The organism is Acinetobacter sp. WCHA55 (genome assembly GCF_002165305.2).
Lineage (GTDB): Bacteria > Pseudomonadota > Gammaproteobacteria > Pseudomonadales > Moraxellaceae > Acinetobacter.
Window position 1 is genome coordinate 313,987 of record NZ_CP032286.1, and the last position, 25,570, is coordinate 339,556.

Sequence of the window (25,570 nt, forward strand, 5' to 3'; positions counted from 1 at the left end):
TAAACGGGCTGTACCTACCCACGGAGAGAGACATGGCAGAGCGCCTAAACAATGACTTTCAATTTCTGGATGTAGCACGCCAAGATCCAGAGAAAAAAGAGATTCAGGTCCGCAAAGCAGAGTTTGTGGAAATTTATAAACCTTTTACAGCGGAAGTGGCAGCAAATCAGACCCACCGTTGTTTAGGGTGTGGTAACCCATATTGTGAATGGAAATGTCCAGTACATAACTACATTCCAAACTGGTTAAAGTTGATTGCTGAAGGTCGTATTTTCCAAGCAGCAGAGCTGTGTCACCAAACCAACACGCTACCAGAAGTGTGTGGTCGTGTTTGTCCGCAAGACCGTTTATGTGAAGGGGCTTGTACCTTAAACGATGGTTTTGGTGCAGTGACGATTGGTAACGCTGAAAAATACATCAATGACACTGCGTTTGCACTCGGCTGGCGTCCAGATATGTCAAATGTGAAGTGGACGGATAAAAAAGTCGCGATCATTGGCGCAGGCCCTGCGGGTCTAGGCTGTGCTGATATTTTGGTGCGTAACGGGGTTAAACCTGTTGTATTCGACAAACGCCCTGAAATTGGTGGTCTATTAACCTTTGGTATTCCAGAATTTAAAATGGAAAAAGATGTAATGAAGCGTCGCCGTGAAATTTTCACAGGTATGGGCGTGGAATTCCGTTTAAATACTGAAATTGGTACAGATGTCACTATTGATCAACTGCTTGCAGAATATGATGCGGTGTTCATGGGTATGGGTACTTATACCTACATGAAAGGTGGCTTCACAGGTGAGGATCTTGATGGTGTTTATGATGCATTAGATTTCTTGATTGCCAATGTCAACCGTACGCAAGGTTGGGAAAAAGACCCAAGCGAGTACATCAGTGTTGAAGGTAAAAAGGTGATTGTTCTAGGTGGTGGTGACACTGCAATGGACTGTAACCGTACTTCTATTCGTCAGGGTGCAGAAGTGGTGAGCTGTGCATACCGTCGTGATGAAGAAAACATGCCAGGTTCACGTCGTGAAGTGCAAAATGCCAAAGAAGAAGGCGTGAACTTCTTGTTTAACCGTCAACCAATCGAAATCGTTGGCGAAAATGGCAAAGTCACGGGTGTAAAAGTGGTTACAACTCAACTTGGCGAGCCTGATAGCCGTGGTCGTCGTAGTCCAGAACCAATTCCGGGTTCAGAAGAAATTTTACCTGCAGATGCGGTGTTATTGGCTTTTGGTTTCCGTACCAGTCCTGCGGATTGGTTTACTAATGTGAATATTAACCTTGATGGTTCAGGTCGTGTGGTTGCAGCTGAACAGCAAACCTATAAATTCCAAACCTCAAACCCGAAAATCTTTGCGGGTGGTGATATGGTTCGTGGTTCAGACCTTGTTGTCACAGCGATTTGGGAAGGCCGCCAAGCGGCTGAAGGTATTTTGGATTATTTAGACATTTAATCTAAATCGTTCAACACAAAAACCCGCTTCGGCGGGTTTTTTTATGATCACTATTTGCTTGAGATGATATGAATGAGATGGTTCGGGATAAATCGAAAAAGATCTGGCGGAGAATCCGATAAAAATGAATGAATTTGCAAATGCACTAAGCATTTTTGCCATATGTGAACGGCCTTTAAATTTAGATACTGAAGATCGCTCGGTTAAATGTTAGGAAAAGGACATGACTCAAGTGACGACAGAAAAATTATATCAACATCGTCCAAAAGCTCAGGGTATTACAATTCGACGTTTGCAATTCAACCCCAAAGCCATCCGTCGGCATTATTTTGCAAATTCACCAGTCATGTCGCATTTGCTGACAGCATTGTCTTCGACCTTTCCCATAGGTGAGCAGTTCTTTGTGCATAGTGTGCGCAATGTCCGTGAGCAAGTGAAGGATGAAAATCTGCAAGCGCAGATTTCGGCATTTATTGGTCAAGAGGCGATGCATTCTCAAGCACACACGGCATTTAACGCTGCTTGGCGACGGGATGATTATAATCTCGATCGTTTTCAGGCGTGGTTGGCGCGTAAAGATGATTATGTGAAAAACCTGCATCCTAAAATTCAGCTTGCAATTACCTGTGCTTTTGAGCATTTTACCGCACTTTTAGGCGGCTATATTTTAAGGCATCCTGAGGTGTTGAGTACCTTGGATGATGATGCAGTGAAACTCTGGGTCTGGCATGCCATTGAAGAAATTGAGCATCGTGCGGTGGCATTTGATGTTTATCAAGATGTGTATGGTGATGACAAGATTCGCCGTTTAATTATGCGCAGTGTAACAACAGGTTTTGCCAGTTTAACGTTTTACTCGGCCAGCCGTTTATTTTTACAAGACCGTAAAAAGAGTATGCCGAAGTTGGGTGGGAATCTATTTGGCTTGTATTTACTGGCGAAGATGTTTGCGCAATTGCTGCCCGAATATCTGTCCTATTACAAAAGCAACTTTCATCCCTCAGATATTGATTACAGCCAATTGTTGAAATACTGGAAAACGCGTTTGGCAGAAGATTATCAATTAGAAAGTTTTCAGCAGGAGTTGTACGCGGTAATTTAGTGTTGAGTATCAGAAAAGAGCGATAAAGACCGAGTGAAGATCACTCGGTTTTTCATTTTTTGATACTTTAACTAAAAGCAACAAAATGATAATCAAATGTGTTTACAATCAGGTTATTGCAACAAATACAAAAGAAAGAGGATAGCTAAATGAATTTTATGAAAAAAACTGCTGTCGTTGTTGCCCTTGCGAGCACGTTAACCCTATCGGGCTGTGGTTATAATACCTTGCAGGTCAAAGATGAGGCGGTTACAGCAGCATGGTCAGAAGTACAAAACCAATATCAACGTCGTGCAGACTTGGTGCCGAACTTGGTGAATGTGGTGAAGGGCTATGCCAAACATGAAGAGCAAGTCCTGACCGAAGTTACACAAGCTCGTGCTAATGTTGCGGGTTTAAAAGTTGATAAACAAGTATTAGAAGACCCTGCATTATTCCAAAAATATCAAGAAGCGCAGGCGCAAATGACGGGTGCATTGTCGCGTTTAATTGCGGTCTCAGAAAACTATCCCGATTTAAAAGCCAATGAGCAATTCCGTGATCTACAGGTTCAGCTTGAAGGTACTGAAAACCGTATTGCTGTGGCACGTAATCGCTATATTACTACGGTGCAGGACTTTAACTCCTATTCACGTCAGTTCCCGCAAGTCATGACCGCGAAGGTGATTGGTATGGATACCAAACCGAACTTTAGTGCGGAGCAAAGTGCACAAAAAGCACCAACGGTATCATTTAACTAAGTCGGGTTTTCCTGTAGTTATGAATAGAGGGTGAATGAATGAAGGGAGCACAACAGGGGAAACGGTTTCCGTATCAATGGATGGTTGCATTCATTTTATCAGGACTGTTGTGTCTAAGTTCATTAACGTGGGCAGAGGTTGCGACTGCAACAGATAGCGCTACTGAAACAGTCATCGCTGGAAAGGTGATTCAAGATCAGCAAGCAGAGACCTCCAATAACGTCACTTCTAAAAGCGCTAATGCTGTATCTCAACCGCTTGTTGCGAATGATATGGCAGAGGGCGAGTCGATACGGGCATTACCGACCTTAAATGAACCCGTGATCGATCAAGCACATATTTTAAGTGCTGAAGATAAACAAGCCATTGGCCAAAAAATTCGTGCCTTGCATGACACAGGAAAAGCCCAAATAGGCGTAGTGATTGTCCCGACCACAGGTCAAGAGGATATTTTTGGTTTTGCCATGCGTATTGCAGACCAATGGCAGCTCGGTTCGGCCAAACAAGACAATGGTTTGCTGATTGCAATTGCTATTAGCGATCGACGTATTCAGATTCTTACAGGCTATGGCTTGGAAGGGGTCATTCCGGATATTATTGCCAACCATATTATTAACCAACAAATCACACCGTACTTTAAGCAAGCTCAGTATGCCCGAGGGATCAACGCAGGACTGACTGAAATAGAACGGATTTTAAATCTTGATCCAGAAGTTGCAGCCCAAGCGGCACAAGAACTACAAGAGCGCCAAGAGCAAGCTATTCGAGAGCAGGAAGCCAAAAGTAAAACATTGAGTACTGCTTTATTTATCTTAATTGCTGGTGCAATTGGATCTTTTGTAGTGGGTAAGCGTTTAAGTGCCTCGACGGCTGCAGTTGCTGGAACCGTGGCAGGTTTGGTCAATGGAGCAGGTTTAGTCACCAGTTTACTGATTGGTGGCGGGATTTTCTTTTTACTCATCACGACCTTAGCCCAAACGATTTTTCAGCTATTTCTCTCCTCTGGTGGGGGCGGTGGACGAGGAGGTCGTGGCGGCGGCGGTTTTGGTGGAGGTGGATATAGTGGCGGGGGCGGCGGCTTCGGCGGTGGAGGAGCATCAGGGTCATGGTAACAACAACTGAAACGACGGATATCGTCACGAAACCCAAGCTGGATGAAGTCATGCAACCGAGTTTTAAGCGATGGTTAAAGCATTTACTGCATATGCCAGCGAGTAAACGCTTTTTTAATCAACAAGATCAACATGCGATTGCACAAGCCGTATCAGATGCTGAACATGGGCACATTGGTGAAATTCAAGTGGTGATTGAAGGACACATGCCTGCACGCGAAGCCTATTATTTAGATACTCGTGGACGTGCAAAACAGCTTTTCGCTGAACTTGGTGTCTGGGATACTGAGCTGAATAGTGGGATTTTGTTATACCTTAATTTGTGTGAACGTAAAGTCGAGATTGTGATTGACCGTGGGATACAGGAAGCCACCACACAGCAGGTATGGAACGAGGTCTGTCAGAGCATTATTAAAAAAATGGCACAGCAACAGTATCGCCAAGCTTTAGTCGATGGTGTTACACAAATTGGGACTATTTTGGATCAATTCTATGCCAATAAAATACAAGACAAAGCTGATGAATTGAGCAATGCGCCAATTATGTTGAACTAGAAAGAAGTAAACTGACAATATTTGTCAGTTTTTTACATAAAAATACAATGCTCAAAAATAAATTTTTAAATAGTGAAATAAAGTGCTGTTTTTTATTTGAAAATAAATATAATAAAAGTTGGCATAATACATGCTAATTACAAAGTAGCTTAAAAAGCTTATAAAAAACTAACAAAACATTTGTGGAGAATGTTATGAACGCTCAAAAGGGTTTCACTCTCATTGAATTAATGATCGTTGTTGCAATTATCGGTATTCTTGCTGCAATTGCGATTCCTGCTTATCAGAACTATACAGCTAAATCTCAAGCATCTGTAGCATTAGCCGATATTAGTGGTGCAAAAGTGAATATTGAAGCTAAATTATCAGAAGGTCTTACCGCAGCTGCAGCTGCAGCTCTTACTACAGGTGAATCTGTTGGTATTAAAAATAGTACAAGTGCTTGTTCTGCGATTACTGTTGAAGTAGCAGCTGATGGCACATCTCTAGTAGAATGTACTATTGCAGGAAGTGCTAAGGTTGCAGGAAAGCTAATGCAATGGGAGCGCACTGCTGACACCAATGCATCAGCAGGAACGTCAACATCTTCGGCTGTTTCTGAATCTACAGGTTCTTGGACGTGTAAGACAGACGTAGCACCATCTTTAGCTCCAAAAAGCTGTGTAGCTATATAATAGTATATAAAATATAGTGAAAATAGAGGTATAATATCCTCTATTTTCATGTAAGCATTATGGTTGATTAAATAATATTTATCCTATTTTTTATAATTTCTGTTTGAGGTCGATAGGAATAGCCTGAATGGAAAATTTATTATATGGTTATATAAAAAATAGATTTATATATGTGATAATTTTTCTATTGTTTTTAAGTTTTGTAAATTATAATCATTATTATCCATGGACGACGTATGATTCTGAGAAATATGTTTTCTATTTATCAGCTTTTTTTGTTTTATATTTTATTTCTAGTAATGCGATTAAAGTTGTTTTAAATACAAATTTATTGTTGTTGTTGTTGTTGTTGTTGTGTTCAATTTTGTCTTATCCATACTATTACTTTAATCAATATTTTATTTTATTTAATATATATCTTATTAATTTAATTATCCTATGTGTTGCATTGTGTAATTTTCATGATGAAAATGGTAAATTATTAGACGGAATTCTAATTTCGTTAGTATTAGCTGGGGCAACATCATCGATTTTATCCATTTATCAATGGATGGATTTTTCGACAGAGTTTTTTTGGTTGTACAAATCAACTGGATCTCGCGTCTCCGCAAATTTAGGCCAACCTAATCATCTTTCAACTCTATTGTTGTTGTCAGTCCTATCCTGTATATATTTTTTTAACAAGTTTAAAATAATACCAGTATTATTTTTTATTCCTATACTGGTTTTTTCTTTGGTTTTGACTCAGTCTCGATCTGCAATGATTGCATTAATAATTATTACAACTATTTCCTGTATTAAATGGCGGGTTTTAGCTAATAGTATAAAATTAATATTATTTTCTCTTAATTTTTTATATATCATAATGGCGCATTTTCTAAGTAAAATATATGAAAAAAATGACGTTATTGGTCGAATAAATGGTGGTTTTGAGCGTTTAGCTATATGGCAAGATTTTTTCAATGTTTTACCACATATTGGTTTATTTGGTGTTGGATGGAAAAATATTGAATATTATCAATTTCAGTATGGGGAAAATTTTTCAGGCTATCTTTCTTCTTATCATAATTTATTGTTAGATTTAATAGTGGTATTTGGTTTATTTGGAGCGTTTTTTTTTATATATATATTTATAAAATTGTTATTGGTTTTTTTTAGAATAGAAAATTCAAATGACTTGATTATTTTTCTTATGTTATCTGTTTTGATTAATCATTCTCTTTTTGAGTTCCCATTATTTTATAGTTATTTTTTATTTGTGTTTTGTGTTTTGTATTTTAGCTTAGAGAAGAAGTACTCTCGCTACTTTTTTTATTTGAAAATTAATAAATTTATATTTTATTTTATTTCATTTCTGGTTATCGGTTTAAGTTTCTTTTATATCCAAAATTTTGAAAAAAACAGGATTTTTTATCGGACCTTATATTTGGGTTATTGTGCTGAGGTTGAAAATAAAAGTATATTTTTTGATGAGTTTGAAAATTTAGCTATTATTAATTGTAAGAATAATATTTCTGTAAATAATATTTATTATTTCGAGACTGCATTGTTAAGAAGACCATCATCAAATAATATACTTAAATTAATTTATTTTTATCATAAAATTGGTGAGTATGAAAAGCGTGATAGTCTTTTAATTAAATACAATAGTAGATATATTGTTCAATATAGTTTGGATGATGTTTTGAAAATGAAATATTATTTAAAGTAATATTTTTATTTATTAAGGTTTCAAATTGGATGTTTTTTATTGAATAATGTTATGTTTAATTCTATATTCTGGTAATTTAATTGGATCGGCTTTGTTGCACAAAGCTATCCTTAAAGGCTTCTTCATCAATATAATTTCCAGATGAAGAAGCCTACACTCAAAATCTATTGTACAACGAATTGGTCCTCTTATAACCAAGCTCTAATCAAGCGAGGAAATATTTCAATTTGGTTCGATCCTCAGACTAAATGGTATGCTCAGCCACAAGCTAAACATGGAAGAAATCAGGCCTATTCTGATACAGCAATTCAGTACTGTTTGATGATCAAATCTATCTATCGAGTTTCTTTGCGTATGGTCACAGGTTTTGTGCGAAGCCTAATTCAACTCGGTGTAAGGTGGATAGCACCGGATTATTCCACACTTTGCCGATGACAAAAGCAGATTGATATTGCGACCAGCTATCAAAAAAGTCATGAAGGATTACATCTATTGATAGATTCAACTGGCCTTAGGTTTTTAGGCGAAGGTGAGTGGGAAACGCAAGAAACATCAGCCTGAATATCGTCGGCAATGGCGTAAACTGCATATTGGTATAGATGCTAAAACTTTGCAAATACGAGCAGTACAGCTCACAACAAATAATGTCAGTGATTCCAAGTCCTGAATATTCTGCTGAATCAAATCCCATCTGATGAACGTATTGATTCTGTCTATACAGATGGAGTATATGACACGAAACAATGCCGACAGATCATTGCAGATAGGCAAGCACATGCCGTAATTCCTCCGAGGAAAAATGCAAGACCATGGGAAGATAAGAAATTGGGACCTTTAGAGAGAAATGAATTATTGAAAACAGTTAAGCGTCTAGGGAGAACACTTTGGAAAAATGGTCTGGTTATCATCGGCGAAGTTTGGTCGAAACCAAGATGCATTGCATAAAATTGTTAGGCGACAAACTCTGCTCAAGGAATTTCGACAGTCAAGTGAATGAGATCTATGCACGTGTAGGCGTATTAAATAAATTTACAGAATTAGGCAGACCTCATACCCAAGTTGTAACCTAAATTTTAGCAACTTAGGAAAACTTTACCTTCAAAGTCTTTATGCAATAAAGTGGTCTGCATGAGTAAAATTCTATTTTGTTGATCATTCGGCGATTGAATAATTACGCAAAAAAGACCTGAATGTGCAAGTCTGACTCAGATATGATCACACGAATATAGTGTTGTAATACAAATTTAGTATTTATAAGCCTCTAGATGTGGCTCTGAATATAATTCTCTACACCGACGGTTTCAACTAAATCGAGTTGCGTATTCGTCCAGTCTAACCATTCTTCTTCTTTTTCTAAGATTTCTTGCACAAGATCACGAGTGACATAGTCGAGCTGCTCTTCAGCGAGCTTCACAGCGGCTTGAATGGATTCAATGTTCTCTTTGGTTTTACGGACATCGCAATTCAAGACTTCAACGGTATGTTGACCGATATAGAGTTTACCCAAGTGTTGTAGGTTTGGTAGACCTTCTAAAAAAAGAATGCGCTCAATGATTTTGTCAGCATGCTTCATTTGACGGATGGACTCTTTATATTCAGCTGAACCGAGTTGCTCAATCCCCCAGTCATTAAACATACGAGAGTGCAGGAAATTTTGGTTAATGGCAGTTAAATGATGATAAAGCACCTGATTTAACTGATTAATTACATCACGATTGCCCTTCATGAGAAAACTCCATTCAAACTGCGGCTTAAAAATAATATCAATAACTTATGAGAAATATCTTAAACAACAAAGTGGTTTTTGGCGAGTAATTTATAGAACAGCAAATGAAAATCGCAATCAAAAGCATGCGGGATGGAAATTATACTTTTAGAAATTTAAAAAAGAAAAACCCGCCTAGAGTCATAAGCGGGGGAGGAGTTACTCATAAAGAGTAAATTTATAATTATGGTTATTCTAAAAGCGAATCAAATATCTAGGCAGCTATGGCTAAGCGTGAGGCAATCGCAGATACTTCTGCACTGATGATTGAGCGCGCTTCAGGCGCACAACGACCACAGCATGTGCCGAGGTCGAGCATCTCACGGACTTCGCGATAACTAGCCGCACCATTTTCAACAGCGTCTTTAATATCTTGATCTGTAATACCACGGCATAAGCACACGTACATTTCAGCAAGCCACATAAAAGGAATAAGATAAGTGATATTATTGATAATTGTTATCGTTTGTCAATATAAATCATTTGAAATCTCATTTGTCTTTATTGGAGTTTTGGATAAAAAAAAGCCACTCAATCGGTGGCTTTTTTTTAAAAAATATAACTTATTGATTAATAATCACAATACCATCCATCTCAACCAATGCATTTTTAGGTAGGCTGGCCACACCGAGCGCTGCGCGTGCAGGGTAAGGTTGTGCGAAATATTCACCCATAATTTGGTTGACCAACTGGAAGTTTGAAAGATCGGTTAAGAAAATATTCAACTTCGCGATATCAGCCAGTGTTCCACCAGCGGCTTCGCAGACAGCTTTTAAGTTATCAAACACGCGGCGAATTTGCGCTTCAATGCCTTCAACCAACTCCATACTGTATGGGTCTAAACCAATCTGACCAGAAAGGTAAAGTGTATTGCCGACTAAGATTGCCTGCGAATAAGTGCCGATCGCAGCAGGGGCATTTTCAGTATGAATTACTTGGCGGGACATCGTGTTCTCCTATTATATTCACCGTCAATCATAGCCTAGATTGATATTAAAAGGTGCGGATTTAAACAATTAACTCGCAATCGATGTTTCTGTAATGCTCACTGGTTGAGCCAATCGACTGATACGCGGGAAGCCAAAATGCATACGTAGATCGCGAATGATTTTTGCAATTTGCTTACGGTTGTGTACCACTACATTGACATAAGTCTTGTCGTCTTGATTACGTACCATTTCGACCCCGATTTTTTCTTTACGACATTGGTAAATCAGGTCGGAAATTTGTTCGTCATCCATTGCCATGTTAATCAATAAATATGCAGTAAAACTAATTTCTTCTTCGTTCTCATTGCTCCACTGCAACGGCATGATGTTTTCCGGGTGTAGATGTTGTTCATGCAAGAGATTATGACAACGTGCACGATGCACAATAAGACCACGGCGGGATAAATGCCCTTGAATTGGGTCACCCAACACCGGGTTACAACAATGTGCGTATTTGACATCGACACCTTCAGTACCTTGAATGAGTCGGTCAGATTCCTGGGCACTTTGGTCATGTGCAAATAAATGATTCGCAACCAATTGTGGTAGTAAATCGCCCACAGCAATTTGCTCGAATAATTGGTCTTTATTTTCGATATGTCGCCATTGTAAAAGTTCTGACCAGTCTGATTCGGTTAAGTCTTTAATGGATACATTGAATAGTTTTAAAGCGCGATTTAAAGCTTGCTGTCCAACGAGGCGTTGTTCTTCGATATCTTGCTCACGCAGTATATTTTGCAAGGCGCGACGGGCTTTCTGCGTGTTGACGAAGCTGAGCCAATCTGGATTTGGGGTGGCCAACACATCGGTAATAATTTCAATCACCTGACCACTGTGTAATGGTGTAGAAAGGGGTTTGGTTTCCCCATTGATTTTCGCACCTACCGCATGGTTACCTAAAAATAAGCTGGCCGAATAGGCAAAATCGACCACCGTTGCCCCTTGTGGTAATTCGTGTAAATGACCATGTGGGGTGTACACCCAAATTTTCTCTTGGTGTAAATAATCGAGTAGTTCACTAAAGGTGGTTTTGGCACAAGCACCATCGATCAAGACATTTAAGTTCTGCATCGAGGCTTGAATCGCAGAGCGGCAAGCTTGTGGTGCACTGTCGCCTAGTACCACGCCAAAACGCGCAGCTTTACGCATCAGTTCGGTCTGAATAGTGACAGATAGTGTTGTGTTTTCACCTTTTAAGCGCAGTAGTAACGATTGGTTGCCACCTGGGAGTGGTTTACGAATATGGTCTGCAAAGTGTAAAACTTTAAAACTCTCGCGTAACACTTCGGCTAAGCGGTCACAGTCCGCAATGCTATTTAGAATAATTTCAAAGGCATGACTATGCGTGAGTTCATGTAGATCAATGTCATTTTTGACAAAGTGTCGAAGCAGTTCGATATTGTTATTTTTCTTTTTAATACGACCTGAAATTTGATGGGTTTTCAGTAATTCGGTTAGATTATGTTCCCACTTACTTTGGTATTCGCAGCGTTTGGGTTTGGTTTGCAGGAGCGCTTCTTGGACATTGTTATACATGTCGAGATCGAGGTTTTGATAACACAGATGTTCGAGGTTATCGCCCATCTCATTCATGCCAACGATACGTGCCATTGGGACAAAAATATCAAAGGTTTCTTGAGCAATGCGTGCGCGCTTATCGGGCCGAAGTGCTTCCAAGGTAGTCATGTTGTGATAGCGATCTGCCAGTTTAATAATAATGACACGTGGGTCTTGTAGTGTAGCTTGCAGAATTTTTCGGAAAGAAGCGGCTTTATTATATTCTTTATCACTGGATTGGCTAAGTTTAGTGACACCATCAACCAGTTCTGCAACGGTTTTTCCAAATTTTTCTGCAATATCCTCTTTGCTAAAGTCTGTGTCCTCAATGACATCGTGTAAAAGGGCTGCCATGAGTGTCTCTGCATCTAGACGCATATGCGCTAAAATACAGCTGACCGCAATCGGATGCAAAATATACGGTTCGCCACTTTTGCGTGTAATACCATCATGGGCAATATCCGCATAATCACAGGCCGCAAGCACACGCTCGACATCGCTTTCAGTTAAGTAAGCATCGATAATAGTTTTGAGCTGTTGTTTAGCTTGGCTGACCATTGGGCCTGGCATAAAACACCTTTAAGACGTAGCAATTACAATAAAATTTTACTGATCCTCTAATGAAAAACATATTGCATGAGTTGTCAATTTATTCATTGAGAGAAAAGCAAAAAAGATACACCTAAACCACGATGAAGCTTATCTTCTAGTTATAACGTGTATTGCACAAATATAAAAGTTATCCAATAAAAAAGCCTAGTTAAAAACTAGGCTTTTAAGCGATAAATTTTTCTTATTGGAAAGAAAAACCATCTAAATTCAAATTGTTTGCAGAAAGTGCAAGATCAAGACTCGAAGTTTGGTAGTCTTGCTCACGTTGTTTCAAAATGTCTTTAGAAACATGACCTACTGCAATTTCACGTAATGCAACAACAGTCGGTTTGTCATTGTCCCACTCAACAGTAGGTTCAATACCCTGACGTGCCAATTGACGCGCGCGTTTGCTTGCCACTAGTACAAGCTCAAAGCGGTTGTCTACATGGTCTAAACAATCTTCAACGGTTACGCGTGCCATAAGAATTCTCGTTACAAAGGCTAAAATTAAACAGACTGTGCAGTATAAGGTGCTTTGTCTGTAGACTCAAGTTTTAATCACTTTTCAACAGGGCTGATCAGTTCAGAAATCATTTTCTGATGACGGCGCGCTTGCTGTGTAATGACTAAACGATTAGCAATAATCACAGACTCAAGATCATGCAAAGCTTTATTAAAGTCGTCATTAATAATGACATAGTCGAAGTTAACATATTGTTGCATGTCTTCAACTGCACAGCCTAAACGGCGCTCAATCACTTCAATCGAGTCTGTACCACGGTTAGACAGACGTTGACGTAAGTCAAACTGGCTTGGCGGTAAGATGAAAATTTGTTTAGAGTCAGGAAAAAGCTTTCGAACTTGCTGTGCACCTTGCCAGTCAATTTCTAATAGAACATCATGACCTTTCGCCAGTTGTTCTTTCACAGTGGCTTGTGCTGTGCCATAGTAATTGCCAAAGACTTCAGCGTATTCAATAAATCCGCCTTGTTCAACCAAGGCTAAAAATGAGTCTTTTTCGGTAAAGTGGTAATGTACACCATCAAGTTCGCCGGGACGTTGCCCACGTGTAGTATGAGAAACAGAAACGTGAAGATTCGTTACACGGTCAAGGAGGGCTTTTACGAGGGATGTTTTGCCTGTTCCTGAAGCTGCAGAAACGACAAACAAGAGACCCGACATGATATTTTTCCTGATATGATAAAATATCTTCTCTATTTTAGAGCAGACAAGGTTTAAACGAAATAGCAAGCCGTCACTTTGTTTGCATTTATTTTATTAGTTTCCGCTGATTGAAAGGTGGTATCGAGGAACATATGGAAATTGTATTGGCCAATCCACGTGGTTTTTGTGCAGGTGTTGACCGTGCGATTGCCATCGTAAATCGTGCGCTTGAGTGCTTTAATCCACCCATTTATGTACGGCATGAAGTGGTACACAATAAATTTGTGGTTGACGATTTACGTCAACGTGGCGCAATTTTTGTTGATGAACTGGATGAAGTGCCCGATGACAATATTGTGATTTTTAGTGCGCATGGGGTTTCTAAAGCGGTACAGATCGAAGCTGAACGTCGCGGTTTAAAAGTTTTTGATGCAACCTGCCCATTGGTGACTAAGGTGCATATTGAAGTCACTAAATATGCTCGTGAAGGAGTTGAGGCCATCTTAATTGGTCATGAAGGCCACCCTGAAGTTGAAGGTACCATGGGGCAATATGACCTGAAAAATGGTGGTGCGATTTATTTGGTTGAAGATGAACAAGATGTCGCTGAGCTTCAGGTGCATCATCCTGAGCGTGTGGCTTTTGTTACGCAAACCACTTTATCAATTGATGATACTGCAAAAGTGATTGATGCTTTACGGGCGAAATTTCCTGAGATTCAAGGACCACGTAAGGATGATATTTGTTATGCGACACAGAACCGTCAAGATGCGGTGCGTGATTTAGCAACCCAATGCGATGTGGTGTTGGTGGTCGGTTCACCAAATTCATCGAATTCGAACCGTTTACGAGAATTGGCTGAGCGAATGGGTAAAGCCGCTTATTTGGTCGATAATGCCGATGAGCTTCAACAAGCATGGTTTGAAAATATCGCCAAAGTTGGCGTTACAGCGGGTGCATCTGCGCCTGAAATTTTAATTAAACAAGTAATTCAACGATTGCAAGATTGGGGGGCAACACCACCGCAAGAGCTTGCTGGAACGGAAGAAAATATTACCTTTAGTTTGCCAAAAGAGTTACGTATTGCGGTAACTCAAGCCTAAAAGGTGGATTGGTTAACATTCTAATTTTATTGAAAAATTGACAGATGATTGTAAATTGGCAATCATCTGTTTTTTTATGCCTTTTATCCTGTATTGTGCTGATTGTGTAAAGAATTAGAATATGATTTTAAATAGGGTAAAGTTTTGTTGCCTTGGGGAGGGAGTATGCAAAATAAACATAAAGGGTTCACCTTAATTGAGCTGATGGTGACGATTGCTATTATGGCAATTATCGCGATGATGGCTGCTCCTTCTTTTGGGGATATGTTACAGCGCCAAAATTTAAATAAAAGTACAAAAGAATTGGTTGCTACTTTAAATCAGGCAAGGGCAAAAGCTGCTTTAGAGCGCAGAGAAATTACAGTTGAATTATTGTCTGCGGATGAAAATACTGACGATACGTTGAATTGGATGCCAGTCGGTAAGTCGAGTTTAAAAAGTGGTCGTGCGACAGAAATAGTTTTTATGCCGACAGGCCTAGTGAGAGATCCAGCAGCAAATCAAATCATTGCTACAGATACGAGTTTTGAAATTTGTGATGCATCTTCTGATCCTAAATATTCCAGAGTGGTCACGATATCTAAAATGGGGACGATCCAGCAGATCGTTGAAGGGGATTGTTCATGATAACTATAAAAAAGCAAGCCGGTGTTGGGTTAATAGAAGTATTGGTTGCCTTGCTGATTCTTGCGGTTGGGGTGCTTGGTTTTGTAGCGTTGCAATATCGAGCAATTGAGGCATCGAGTGAGGGGGCTAACCGTGTACAAGCAATTAATTTGGCAAGAGATTTAGCTGAAAAAATTCGTGTTAATCGTGAGCAGTTGGGCGCGTATGCTACGGCTGTTGCGGGAAATGCAACCAATATCACCAATCCGAACTGTTACACAGCATTTTGTACGCCAACACAAATGGCGCGTTTTGATGCAGCACTTACAAATTTGTCTGCTCAACGGGTAGGGATGACAGTCAATATGTTTACTTGCCCAGAAGTGAGCAATGGTCGAAGATGCATTTATGTGGCATGGGGCGATACAGCTGCAACCAATGCGGATGGTTTAAATAACTGTACCACAGCAGGTGCTTACCGTGATGAATCAACCTGCGTTGTCATGGAGGCCTACTAATGAAAATACAAAAAGGCTTTACACTGATTGAACTCATGATTGCACTAGCTCTTGGGCTTATTGTAGTTGCAGCAGCAGCAATGTTGTTTTTGACAGGGGTGAAAAGTAGTCAAGTACAACAAGGAATGGCGGACTTACAAGACAATGCAAATTTTGGTCTTAACTATATCACTCAGGATCTTAGATTGGCCAATTTAGATACTGTTGAAGCTGCAATGAATGATGCCTTACTTCATGGAGGTGTTGTTTTGAGTCAATCCAATCTACCCACAGGAATTCGAGCAAATGTGAATGCTACTTTACTAAGCCGAAGTAATGGTGATGCAGTGGGTAGCGATGATGAATGGACTGGTGCATCGAATGTAACTCAAAACAGTGATCAACTTGTAATTCAGTATAAGCCTGCACAAACAGGTGGTTTTGATTGTGAAGGGCGTGAAATCACGACAGTAGATCGGATGATTATTCAGCGTTATTTTTTGCGGGCAGATGCAAATGCGGGAGCTGGGGAAGCGAATCCTTTAGCTTTAGCATGTGATGCTGGTAACTATAGTGACACCAATCTTGCTCGCTATGGAGATGCTGGTGAAATCATTATGAAACGCGTTGATCATTTTCGTGTATTGCTGAATGTGAGTAATGCTGTTGGTAACCGTCGGTATATCGGTATCCACGAATATATGGCATTGACAGGGACTAAACCGCGTATTTTAGGAGTGAGTTTAGGCGTGCTCGCACGCTCAGGCCAGTCTACGGGCCAAGATGTGTCGACAGCACAAAACAATGCTTTTGTCGTGTTGGATCAAAATGTAACAATTGGAGCCAATGGTAATCCACAGGGTTTTATTCGTCAGGTCGTAACTCAAGAGGTTGCAATACGTAATGCGTTAGGGGAGAGAGACTGATGATTAGACAACAACATGGCTCGACACTCATCGTCGTATTAATCCTTTTATTGGCGATCACTATTATTGGTACATTGGCTATTCGTCAAAGTATGGTGTCATTAAATATTGCAACCAATAGCCAAGCTCAACAACTCATGATTCAAAACTCTGATGCTGCAACGTTTAACGTTGAAGACACAAATAATTTATTACGCAGTTTAGCAGCCGATGGCATGTTTGGGTTTATTAGAGGTCCTGAAAACAAAGGTAAAGAGTTAGTGTTTTGTTATAGAGGCAGCCGAGCTCAATTCTTTACTTTGTCGCAAGCGAGCATGGTCTATGTGAATGACAGTGGCAATATCGTGAATACGGATCAAGGAGTAAGTGGCTTCTGTCGAACAGGTGCGAATAATGCAAACTTTTTTACCAGCGAACGTAGAGCTGTCATGACTCAAGTATCTGTCAGTTTTACAAATTCGGTATCATCTACGCCATTCCAAGACTCAGTTCGTGGCACAGATGAAGAACTGTCTAAAATTCAAAAAACAGATCGAGTGATTGTGAACACGACTTCACTGATGCCTACACTTACTTCAGCAGATACAGATGATATTGATGACTGTTTAGATAGTCATATTAGTAATAGTTCGACGAATGGTGTAGCAAATTGTCTATCGGATTTAAATGTACCTTTTACTACACATGTCACTGAATATACGTTAGGTCAGGCATTTCTTTAAGGGTGAATGAAATGAAAATTAAAAAGAAAGAACAACTTGTAGCTCATCCTTTAAAGAAAGCATTGGCTGTGAGCCTATCAGCGCTTATGACAGGATTTGTGTTTAGTGCAACTGCTTCGTATGCGAGTGATATTGAGATTTATCAACAAGCACGCTCAGGAAATATCTCTTTGATGTTTGTGTTGGATATTTCAGGAAGTATGAGATATTTCGATGCAAATAATCAAGAGTTGACGAGTTGTAGTGGTGGTGCAAGTACAACAACATTTTCAGACAGCGCGAATGGTATTTCTTATACCCGACGTTACTGTGAAATTAGCAGTCGTGAATATTATTACATGCGATCTGGTGGGAGAAATAACCGGAAATGGTATCGTTGTGGAGGAAGTGCGACTGGGAGTACCTCAGTAAATAAAACGGATTGTACTTATGCGCTAACTAGTGAACCAAGTCTTTCTGGACTTGATGATGATGGTGGTGGCAACCCGCAATACTATTATAGAAATGGAGCAGCCTCTACTTATTATGATCGTATCACTTTAGTTAAAGATGCAATGTACCAGCTTTTATATGGTGCAAATGCCATTGGTAAAGATAAATTTTTTGGACTGACAACCTATTCTATTAATGGTGATGGTACTCGGGGGCAAGTCCGAATTCCTGTTCAGCGGTTGGGTTTGGATACGGAAGCGACATTAGCTTCTGAAACACATCGTAAAAATTTAATGACTGAAGTAGCTAACTTGGAAGCTAGTGGGGGAACACCAACAGCAAATGCCTATGCAGAAGCGGCTGCTTATATGTTAGGAACCTCTACTTCAGGAGGAGTGTATAAATACGCATATTATGATCGAACTTGGTATGGATGTACCACTTCTAGTACAACAAACAACTGCCAAAGTGATGGCTACTATTATAATACTCCAGGTGGATATTTTGGTGCGCATAGTTGTACATATCGGTCTGGTAATAATAATTATAGTGCTACATGTTACTACGCTGCTAATAATTCAGCATCTGGTCAATATGCGGCAGGTAGCGGAGTGTTAGTAACAGATCGCTCAAAATATCAAATGCCAACCTCTTTATCTGCACAGTTAGAGCCAAATGCGGATACCAAGCAGTGTAGTGGTCAGGGTATTTATGTTCTAACCGATGGTGTGCCAAATGGGAATAATTCGGCACAAAGTTTAATGCAAACTGCGTTAGCTGGCAGTAGTGCTTTTACCTGTTCTGGTTCAAGTGGTGGATGGGATTGTGTAGAAAAATTTAATACACGTATCTTGAATCAAACAACCAATGCTAGTCCACGTGATTTAAAACTCAAAACAGCTGTTGTTGGATTCGGTTCAGCTTATAACTCAATCCCTTCGTATAATAAAAACTTATCTGAAGAAGAAAATATCGCATTACTAGGCACGGTGAATGATGATAATGACGAAAAACGTGCAGCACGTTGGGGTATTCGTGGTCAAGGTGGTTGGTATGCGGGTACCAGTTCTCAAGACGTTATTGATAGCGTAAACGATTTTATTAATAACTTGTCAACAGAAATTCCAGCTGTAACAACAGGAACATCAACGATCCCAAATGATCAATTAAATCCTACTGCATTGCAAAATTATGCGTATTATCCACAGTTCCAACCAACGCCTGATAAGAGCTATCAATTATGGGCAGGTAACCTGAAAAAGTATAAAGTGACGAGTACAGGTACGTTGGTCGATAAAAACGATGATATTTTTGTCAATAGCCAAGGTAAAATTGGTGATAACTACGATTTATGGTCTGCCGATGCGGTTACGGGTGTAAATCAGGATGATGAATCTATTCTTGGTAGCAATAAAAATAGATTGGTTGGTGGTGTCAAATCACGGTTAAAACTACGTTCAAGTACGAATGGTGCAATACAGCGAAAAATATTAACAGACAGGCCTGCAACAGCAACAAATAATGAATATTTGGACGCAACTACTTTAAGAGCGTTGGATTTAAGTTTGGTCAACAGTACGGATCCAGCTAGAGGGTATTTACTCTCATTACTTGGTTATCGTGTAAATGCCAAACAACCTCAAACTATTACAAATACGTCGATTGCTCAAGCGGAAGAATTGCGTCAGGTAGGTGCTGTCATGCATTCGTCGCCATTACTTCTGACCAATCAAGGGAAAGTGACATATGAAAATGGTGTTCTGGGTTCTGAAGAGCGGGATGACTATATTTTATTTGGAACCACACAAGGTGTTTTGCATATAGTTGACGCAGATACTGGAGAAGAAAAATTCGCATTTTTACCGAATAGTATGGTGGAAAACCAAAAGGATGCATTGTTAAACTTTGATACCACGATTGGTGGTATGGATAAGTTGTATTATGGCATTGATGGTCCTTGGACTTCTTATACTGAATATGTGAATGCGGCAGATGATATGTTAACTGTTGGGGCTGGTTTAAATAGTCGATCAGGTAAACAGATTGTTTATGGCGGTTTACGTATGGGTGGGCGTAATTATTATGCGCTGGACTTAGCTGATATCAATAATCCAACACTTAAGTTTACTATAACCCCGCCTGCATTAAGTCAGTGTTCGAGTGCGAATCCACTTGCGTGTATGGGGCAAAGTTGGTCTAAGCCTACATTGACTTGGATCAATTGGAAAGGAACGAAAAAACTCGTCATGCTAGTAGGTGGTGGTTATGATGCTGAAGGGTTACCAACCTCTATTAGTAATATGCCGGAGACTACAGCAGCAGAACGCGCAGCAAAACAAGCAAAAATCAAATATTACCGTGGTTATGAATACAATGACTATGTTCAAACCAATAAAATTGGTTCTGGTGTATATATGTTTGATGCACTCAATGGTAGTTTGTTGTGGTGGGCAAGTGCGAATGCAACAGTGCATACATCACCAACAACAGCAAACCCTGGCCCGACTTATGCCCCAACAAATGGTACAGCTAGCTCTTACGATGTAGACATGAAATATAGTGTGGTGGGTCAGATTAAAGCTGTAGATCGAGACTCTGATGGATTAAGTGATCATTTATACTTTGGTGATTTAGGTGGTCAGGTTTGGCGTATCGATTTAAATAATAAAGCTGGTACAAATACAGCATTATTTGCTAAACAGCCTACAAAAGTTCTTAATTTAAATAATGGTGCATACAGCCCACGTTTCTACGAAATGCCTGGTTTCTCGACATATTCAGAAGGTGGAACAATTTTTGGTGTTGTATCGATTGGAAGTGGAAACCGAAGTCAACCTCTCGCAGAATATAGTACAGGCACTAGTTATAAACACGATGGTGTTTTTAACTTATATGATAAAGACGTAGCGAGAAGTGATTTATTTAACTTAACGAGTGCAAATGCCTATAGTGTTACGTCAAATGATTTACATACCAAAGGTGTGAACTTATTGGCGGAGGGAAGTAGTGTTGGAACCACTTCTATTAATCAACTTGTTGCTCTTGATAATACGAATAGATTTGCTATTACCTCGTATCGAGCGCCATATGCCTTAACTCAGGGTTGGTACTACTTATTTAAGTCCTCTTTCGTACAGAGTGAAAAGGTGATGTCGACACCATTGGTTATCAATAATGACATGTTTGTAACCACTTTTGATGGAAGCCGAAATGGAATGTCTGGAGATTGTGGAGCAGGGGTAAAGGGTGAAAGCTTCATGACTTTATTCTGTATGCCATATGGTCAATGTAATGGCGGGACATCTACTTCTTATAGGTTAAGTATGGGGGCAGGGATTGTCGGTGGTGCTGTTGGTGCAGGTGATGGTAGTGGGATGCAGCGACTTATTGTTGCAAACGTAGATACATCAGGGATCACGGGCAATGCTATTTTAGATAAACGTTACAATACTGGGAATAAACTGATTCCTCAGCGTTGGTACGATCGACGTTAATTAAGGAGGAGCTATGAAACAAACAATAAACTCCTCTGGGTTTACATTGATTGAGTTAATGGTTGTTGTAGTAATTGTTGCGATTTTCGCAGCAATTGCTATACCGTCATACCAAGAGTATGTGCGCCGCGCGGTCGCTAGCCAGGCACAACAAGAGGTGCAGCGATTAGCGACTTTATTAGACCGACATAAAGCGCGTAATTTTAGTTATCGAGGATTTACGACGACAAGTGCAGTATTACCCGTAGGCGCAACTGGCTCTGCGATTAAATATACATTGACGATCAGAGATGGAAATGATCCAGATTTAGATTTAACAGATGATGAAGCGGCAGGTCGGAATTGGGCCATTCAAGCTGTGAGTTCGGACGATAAGAATTATACGATGCTACTTACGAGTACAGGGATGCGTTGTAAGAATAAAACTACAGCAAATGTTGACTTTGAGAGCTGTGGCAGTACTGCAAATGGTAGTGAGGAGTGGTAAATGAATAAAGGATTTACGCTTATTGAACTCATGATTGTGGTTGCAATTATTGGTATCTTGGCTGCTATCGCATATCCATCTTATCAAGAGCATGTACGAAAAACAAAGCGTGTAGAAGCTCAGGCTGAACTGGTTGCCCTAGCTAACCAAATTCAGCGTTATAAAGTATCCAACTTTAGGTTTTTATTGGCGAATGGTAACCCGATCACATTGGGAACATTAGGTTATACACTCAATGCAAACGATAATCTTGAAATTCCTCAAGGTAGTGATCCATTGTATGAAGTATCTTTAACAAATGTTGCGGCAAATACATGGACATTAACAGCGACTCCTATTAATGGAAGCATTCAGGAAAATGATGGGGTTAGTATTTTAAATCACCGCGGGGAAAAATGCTGGACCAAAGGTGCATCGACTTGTGCCCTAAGTGGCACATCCAACTGGGACGGCAAATAAAATCCAAATTCAAAACTGTGGATAAACAAATTTTAATCTTCCTTTCGTAGTAAAGATAACGTAAAATACTGCCCTCTATGAAAGGGGTTTGAAATGTTCCGGTGGTCGGAGCAGGGATAATCCGTAAAAACTATAAGGTTGTATCATGGTAGTTATTCGTCTTGCACGCGGTGGTGCTAAAAAACGTCCGTTCTATCAAGTAATTGTAACTGATAGCCGTAATGCACGTGACGGTCGTTTCATCGAACGTATTGGTTTCTTCAACCCAACAGCTCAAGGTAAAGCAGAAAAACTTCGTTTAGATGCTGACCGTTTTGCACACTGGGTTGCTCAAGGTGCTCAACCATCTGAACGTGTTGCTTCTTTAGCTGCTCAAGCTAAGAAAGCTGCAGCTACTGCATAATTTTTGCTAATTAAGTAGTAGGTAGCCCATGACACCAACACAGAATGTTCCCGAAGATCGTATTCAGATTGGACAGTTACGTTCAGCATATGGATTAAATGGGTGGCTCTGGATCTATTCCAATACAGAACCAATGAGCAACATCTTTGACTATCTGCCTTGGTACATTGAAACCAAAGCAGGTTGGCAAACCATAGATGTAAAACGTTGGAAACCGCATGGCAAAGGCTTAGTTGTTTCGCTCAAAGGCGTCGTTGATCGCACTGCAGCAGATAGCTTAGTTGGCGCAAATGTCTGGATTTCAAAAGCGCAACTTCCTAAAGCAGGAATGGATGAGTTTTACTGGTCGGATTTGAAAGGCTTAACTGTGTTAGGTTTGGATGATGAAGAACAAGAAGTAAATCTCGGAAAAATCCATGAAATGTTTGAGACAGGTGCCAATGATGTGATGGTGGTTCACGCAACACCAGACAGCGTTGATACTGAAGAGCGTATGATTCCATGGCATAAAGATGTGGTGCAACGTGTTGATCTCGAAGCTGGTCGTATCTACGTGAATTGGGGCGTAGATTACTAATTATTTTTGGGAATACGGGAGTCTGCGATGTTTTTTGCAGTCATTACGCTTTTTCCTGAAATGTTTGAAGCGATTACAGCCTACGGTATTAGCGGGCGTGCAGCAAAAAATGAGTTAGTGCAAGTGACTTGTATTAATCCTCGTGATTATGCTGAGGGCAACTACAAACGAGTGGATGAACGTCCATTTGGTGGTGGTCCAGGTATGGTGATGATGGCTGAGCCTCTGGCAAAAGCAATTCAACATGCCAAAGAGCTTGCCATGCAAGCAGGTGCAGTTCATGTGCCTGTGGTGTATATGTCACCGCAAGGAAAAACCTTAAATGAGCCAGCAGTGCAACAGTTTGTCGACTATGATGGATTGATTGTGTTGTGTGGTCGTTATGAAGGGGTTGATGAACGTTTGATCCAAAAATATGTTGATCAGGAATGGTCGATAGGGGATTACGTTTTATCGGGTGGAGAGCTTCCTGCGATGGTTTTATTAGACAGTATTATTCGGAGACTTCCGGGTGCAATGTCTGATGAACAGTCTCATGTGCAAGACTCATTTGTGGATGGTCTTTTGGACTGCCCACAATATACCAAGCCAGACCATTTTGAAGGTTTGGATGTCCCTGAAGTATTGAAGTCGGGACATCATGCCAATATTGAGAAATGGCGGTTTTTGCAGCGTTATCAACGAACACAACAACGCCGACCTGAGTTGGTGGAAAATGTGGAGTTGACGAAGCAGCAAAGGAAATGGCTAACAGATTTGAATACTTAATTCAGAGTATTCTTTTAATAGGCTCTTTGTGCATTGAAGTGGTCAAGCATAAAGAGAAAGATAATCGGGTCTATGCGATTTAGCCTCTATACCCAGCGGATATCAGACCTCTTCTGACCCGCACATATTGGAGATACCCCATGAGCGGTAAGCATCCTTTAGTACAAGCTGTTGAAAATGCACAGCTTAAACAAGACATTCCAGCTTTTGCACCAGGCGATACAGTTATCGTTCAGGTTAAAGTAAAAGAGGGTGACCGTGAGCGTCTTCAGGCATTTGAAGGTGTTGTAATCGCGAAGAAAAACCGTGGCTTGAACTCTGCGTTCACAGTACGTAAAATTTCTAGCGGTGTTGGTGTTGAGCGTGTTTTCCAAACTCACTCTCCAATCGTTGCTAAAATCGAAGTGAAACGTCGTGGTGACGTTCGTCGTGCTAAACTTTACTACCTACGTGAATTGTCTGGTAAAGCTGCACGTATTCGTGAAAAGTTACCAGCTCGTAAACAAGGTTAATTTTAACTTTGCTTATTTGCAAAAAAATGCGCCAAATGGCGCATTTTTTATGCCTAAACTTTAGAGGCCTTGAAGCTTTAAGCGGTTGGCGTGTTGACGGTAAACATCTACAGGATCTGGGGCAAAGATCGCACGTAGACCAAAGAACTGGTTGATCACATCTAAATGGTTCCAATTATAGTTATCACGCACGGTCTTGCCATATTTGGCACTACAACGTGAAACTAAGCCATCGTTATCATTGGGGGCTTGCATGAGTAAGCCTGTTGCACCCAATAATGAGTCTGGATCAAGCACGTTCGTTAATGTTGAGTTGCCAGAGAAAGAGTAAAAATAGACCCCATTCTCTTTTGCTAAGCCTTCACCACAGCTTGTTTTTGGCATACCCAATGGATATTTTTGTGCAAAAGCCTTTGATCCAGCTTGACTTAAACTTTTACCAGCACCGAGTGCATCATGTGGAAGTGAGTTTGGATTTTGCTGTTGTGCCCAAACAATAGCCTTGGACCCAAAGTTGATTAAGCCCACCAGCGGTTGTTCTAGTGGCGTACCTTGCGCGGAAATAATCAGATCTGCCACAGGAGAGCCTTTTAACGGGCTGGAAATGGCTGTTGCAGATGCAATTTTATTGGGCATAACATTCGAGACATAAGCAATACTATGTCCACCGTGACTATGTCCGAGTAAATTGACTTTTGGTGCTCCTGTAATTGCTAAGATTTCATCCACTTGTTGCAGCAGTTGTTCACCACGAACTTCAGATGTGTTAAATGGAGAAACACGTGTTGCCCAAGCATTTGCACCGTTACGGGCTAAATCTGGCAAGATTTGATACCAATAATCCACTCCAAGTTCATCAGTTCCTGCTCGAATCCAGCCCCCCATACCATGTGCAAAAACCAAAGGATATTTGGTTTTTGCATAACTAGAGGTAACGTAGTTTGACTTAATTTGTGAAGCAGCTGCTTGTGTTTGTGTAGCTGCAAGTGTGCAGGTCGACAGCAGCCCAGCTATCAATAATCCATATTTCATTGATCATCCTCATTTTTATTTTTTATGACGACAATTTAAGTTGTCAAAAATGAGTATAAGGGTGAGGGGGGAAGAGCGTAGAGAAATCCGATTAAATTAAATACAGTTTGTAACTGGATAATTCTAGGAGGCATCC

At 40.2% G+C, this 25,570-nt stretch carries 26 protein-coding genes and 1 pseudogene; 20 read left to right on the forward strand and 7 right to left on the reverse strand.

Translation table 11 applies throughout. The features are described 5' to 3' along the window. The first annotated feature begins 32 nt into the window (after positions 1 to 32). The 8 genes and pseudogenes from CDG62_RS04215 to CDG62_RS04250 all read left to right on the forward strand — a co-directional run bounded on the left by CDG62_RS04215 (position 33) and on the right by CDG62_RS04250 (position 8,417). Positions 33 to 1,454 (forward strand): FAD-dependent oxidoreductase, encoded by a 1,422-nt coding sequence (locus CDG62_RS04215; protein ID WP_087527302.1) that lies wholly within the window; start codon positions 33 to 35, stop codon positions 1,452 to 1,454. 223 nt (positions 1,455 to 1,677) lie between these two features. Beyond that, positions 1,678 to 2,556 carry a metal-dependent hydrolase gene (locus CDG62_RS04220; protein ID WP_087527303.1) on the forward strand — a complete coding sequence of 293 codons (879 nt, stop codon included), beginning with the start codon at positions 1,678 to 1,680 and terminating at the stop codon, positions 2,554 to 2,556. Between the two features lie 149 nt (positions 2,557 to 2,705). Beyond that, the gene (locus CDG62_RS04225; protein WP_087527304.1) at positions 2,706 to 3,296 is read left to right on the forward strand and encodes a LemA family protein; all 591 of its coding nucleotides are present in this window, start codon (positions 2,706 to 2,708) and stop codon (positions 3,294 to 3,296) included. Positions 3,297 to 3,334: 38 nt separating this feature from the next. Next, a complete protein-coding gene (locus CDG62_RS04230; RefSeq protein ID WP_087527305.1) occupies positions 3,335 to 4,408 on the forward strand; it encodes a TPM domain-containing protein in 1,074 nt (357 codons plus the stop codon). Next, complete coding sequence (locus tag CDG62_RS04235) at positions 4,402 to 4,962, forward strand: TPM domain-containing protein (RefSeq protein ID WP_087527306.1); 561 nt, start codon at positions 4,402 to 4,404, stop codon at positions 4,960 to 4,962. The genes CDG62_RS04230 and CDG62_RS04235 overlap by 7 nt, the downstream gene beginning before the upstream one ends. A 194-nt stretch (positions 4,963 to 5,156) precedes the next feature. Further along, complete coding sequence (locus CDG62_RS04240) at positions 5,157 to 5,636, forward strand: pilin (protein ID WP_087527307.1); 480 nt, start codon at positions 5,157 to 5,159, stop codon at positions 5,634 to 5,636. A 127-nt stretch (positions 5,637 to 5,763) separates the two neighbouring features. Beyond that, entirely contained in the window at positions 5,764 to 7,347 is a 1,584-nt protein-coding gene (locus CDG62_RS04245) for a PglL family O-oligosaccharyltransferase (RefSeq protein WP_087527308.1), read from the forward strand. Between the two features lie 141 nt (positions 7,348 to 7,488). Further along, positions 7,489 to 8,417 (forward strand): annotated as a pseudogene (locus CDG62_RS04250) (IS5 family transposase). 191 nt (positions 8,418 to 8,608) lie between these two features. Here CDG62_RS04250 and bfr read toward each other — a convergent pair. From bfr to gmk, 6 genes are all read right to left on the reverse strand, one after another. Further along, complete coding sequence (gene bfr / locus CDG62_RS04255) at positions 8,609 to 9,073, reverse strand: heteropolymeric bacterioferritin subunit Bfr (RefSeq protein ID WP_087527309.1); 465 nt, start codon at positions 9,071 to 9,073, stop codon at positions 8,609 to 8,611. A gap of 253 nt (positions 9,074 to 9,326) precedes the next feature. Then, on the reverse strand, positions 9,327 to 9,521 hold the full coding sequence (locus CDG62_RS04260) for a bacterioferritin-associated ferredoxin (RefSeq protein WP_087527310.1): 195 nt from the start codon (positions 9,519 to 9,521) through the stop codon (positions 9,327 to 9,329). A gap of 154 nt (positions 9,522 to 9,675) precedes the next feature. Next, positions 9,676 to 10,059 (reverse strand): RidA family protein, encoded by a 384-nt coding sequence (locus CDG62_RS04265; RefSeq protein ID WP_004691470.1) that lies wholly within the window; start codon positions 10,057 to 10,059, stop codon positions 9,676 to 9,678. A 69-nt stretch (positions 10,060 to 10,128) separates the two neighbouring features. Then, entirely contained in the window at positions 10,129 to 12,228 is a 2,100-nt protein-coding gene (locus tag CDG62_RS04270; RefSeq protein WP_087527311.1) for a RelA/SpoT family protein, read from the reverse strand. Between the two features lie 223 nt (positions 12,229 to 12,451). Beyond that, positions 12,452 to 12,733 (reverse strand): DNA-directed RNA polymerase subunit omega, encoded by a 282-nt coding sequence (rpoZ, locus tag CDG62_RS04275; RefSeq protein ID WP_086209029.1) that lies wholly within the window; start codon positions 12,731 to 12,733, stop codon positions 12,452 to 12,454. 77 nt (positions 12,734 to 12,810) lie between these two features. Next, positions 12,811 to 13,434 (reverse strand): guanylate kinase, encoded by a 624-nt coding sequence (gmk, locus tag CDG62_RS04280; protein ID WP_087527312.1) that lies wholly within the window; start codon positions 13,432 to 13,434, stop codon positions 12,811 to 12,813. Positions 13,435 to 13,568: 134 nt separating this feature from the next. Between gmk and ispH the strand changes: the two genes are divergently transcribed. The 12 genes from ispH (at position 13,569) to rplS (ending at position 24,402) form a co-directional block, all read left to right on the forward strand. Beyond that, on the forward strand, positions 13,569 to 14,519 hold the full coding sequence (gene ispH, locus CDG62_RS04285; protein WP_004978047.1) for a 4-hydroxy-3-methylbut-2-enyl diphosphate reductase: 951 nt from the start codon (positions 13,569 to 13,571) through the stop codon (positions 14,517 to 14,519). A 165-nt stretch (positions 14,520 to 14,684) separates the two neighbouring features. Next, entirely contained in the window at positions 14,685 to 15,146 is a 462-nt protein-coding gene (locus CDG62_RS04290; RefSeq protein ID WP_087527313.1) for a GspH/FimT family pseudopilin, read from the forward strand. Beyond that, the gene (gene pilV, locus CDG62_RS04295; protein ID WP_087527314.1) at positions 15,143 to 15,643 is read left to right on the forward strand and encodes a type IV pilus modification protein PilV; all 501 of its coding nucleotides are present in this window, start codon (positions 15,143 to 15,145) and stop codon (positions 15,641 to 15,643) included. The genes CDG62_RS04290 and pilV overlap by 4 nt, the downstream gene beginning before the upstream one ends. Beyond that, on the forward strand, positions 15,643 to 16,548 hold the full coding sequence (locus CDG62_RS04300; RefSeq protein ID WP_087527315.1) for a prepilin-type N-terminal cleavage/methylation domain-containing protein: 906 nt from the start codon (positions 15,643 to 15,645) through the stop codon (positions 16,546 to 16,548). Before pilV ends, CDG62_RS04300 begins: the two co-directional genes overlap by 1 nt. Continuing rightward, positions 16,548 to 17,270: a pilus assembly protein PilX gene (locus tag CDG62_RS04305; RefSeq protein WP_171405702.1), complete on the forward strand. Its 723-nt coding sequence runs from the start codon at positions 16,548 to 16,550 to the stop codon at positions 17,268 to 17,270. Before CDG62_RS04300 ends, CDG62_RS04305 begins: the two co-directional genes overlap by 1 nt. A gap of 11 nt (positions 17,271 to 17,281) precedes the next feature. After that, positions 17,282 to 21,196 (forward strand): hypothetical protein, encoded by a 3,915-nt coding sequence (locus tag CDG62_RS04310; RefSeq protein WP_087527316.1) that lies wholly within the window; start codon positions 17,282 to 17,284, stop codon positions 21,194 to 21,196. A gap of 13 nt (positions 21,197 to 21,209) precedes the next feature. Beyond that, positions 21,210 to 21,683 (forward strand): type IV pilin protein, encoded by a 474-nt coding sequence (locus CDG62_RS04315; protein WP_087527317.1) that lies wholly within the window; start codon positions 21,210 to 21,212, stop codon positions 21,681 to 21,683. Then, positions 21,684 to 22,142 carry a type IV pilin protein gene (locus CDG62_RS04320; RefSeq protein WP_087527318.1) on the forward strand — a complete coding sequence of 153 codons (459 nt, stop codon included), beginning with the start codon at positions 21,684 to 21,686 and terminating at the stop codon, positions 22,140 to 22,142. Between the two features lie 145 nt (positions 22,143 to 22,287). Then, positions 22,288 to 22,545, forward strand: a complete 258-nt coding sequence (gene rpsP / locus CDG62_RS04325; RefSeq protein ID WP_004718284.1) for a 30S ribosomal protein S16 — start codon at positions 22,288 to 22,290, stop codon at positions 22,543 to 22,545. A 28-nt stretch (positions 22,546 to 22,573) separates the two neighbouring features. Continuing rightward, the gene (gene rimM / locus CDG62_RS04330) at positions 22,574 to 23,122 is read left to right on the forward strand and encodes a ribosome maturation factor RimM (protein WP_087527319.1); all 549 of its coding nucleotides are present in this window, start codon (positions 22,574 to 22,576) and stop codon (positions 23,120 to 23,122) included. Positions 23,123 to 23,149: 27 nt separating this feature from the next. Then, positions 23,150 to 23,890 (forward strand): tRNA (guanosine(37)-N1)-methyltransferase TrmD, encoded by a 741-nt coding sequence (trmD, locus tag CDG62_RS04335; protein WP_087527320.1) that lies wholly within the window; start codon positions 23,150 to 23,152, stop codon positions 23,888 to 23,890. Positions 23,891 to 24,030: 140 nt separating this feature from the next. Then, complete coding sequence (rplS, locus tag CDG62_RS04340; RefSeq protein ID WP_004974529.1) at positions 24,031 to 24,402, forward strand: 50S ribosomal protein L19; 372 nt, start codon at positions 24,031 to 24,033, stop codon at positions 24,400 to 24,402. Positions 24,403 to 24,462: 60 nt separating this feature from the next. On the opposite strand, the gene CDG62_RS04345 is transcribed toward rplS, so the two are convergent. Beyond that, on the reverse strand, positions 24,463 to 25,434 hold the full coding sequence (locus CDG62_RS04345; RefSeq protein ID WP_087527321.1) for an esterase/lipase family protein: 972 nt from the start codon (positions 25,432 to 25,434) through the stop codon (positions 24,463 to 24,465). Positions 25,435 to 25,570 lie beyond the last annotated feature (136 nt).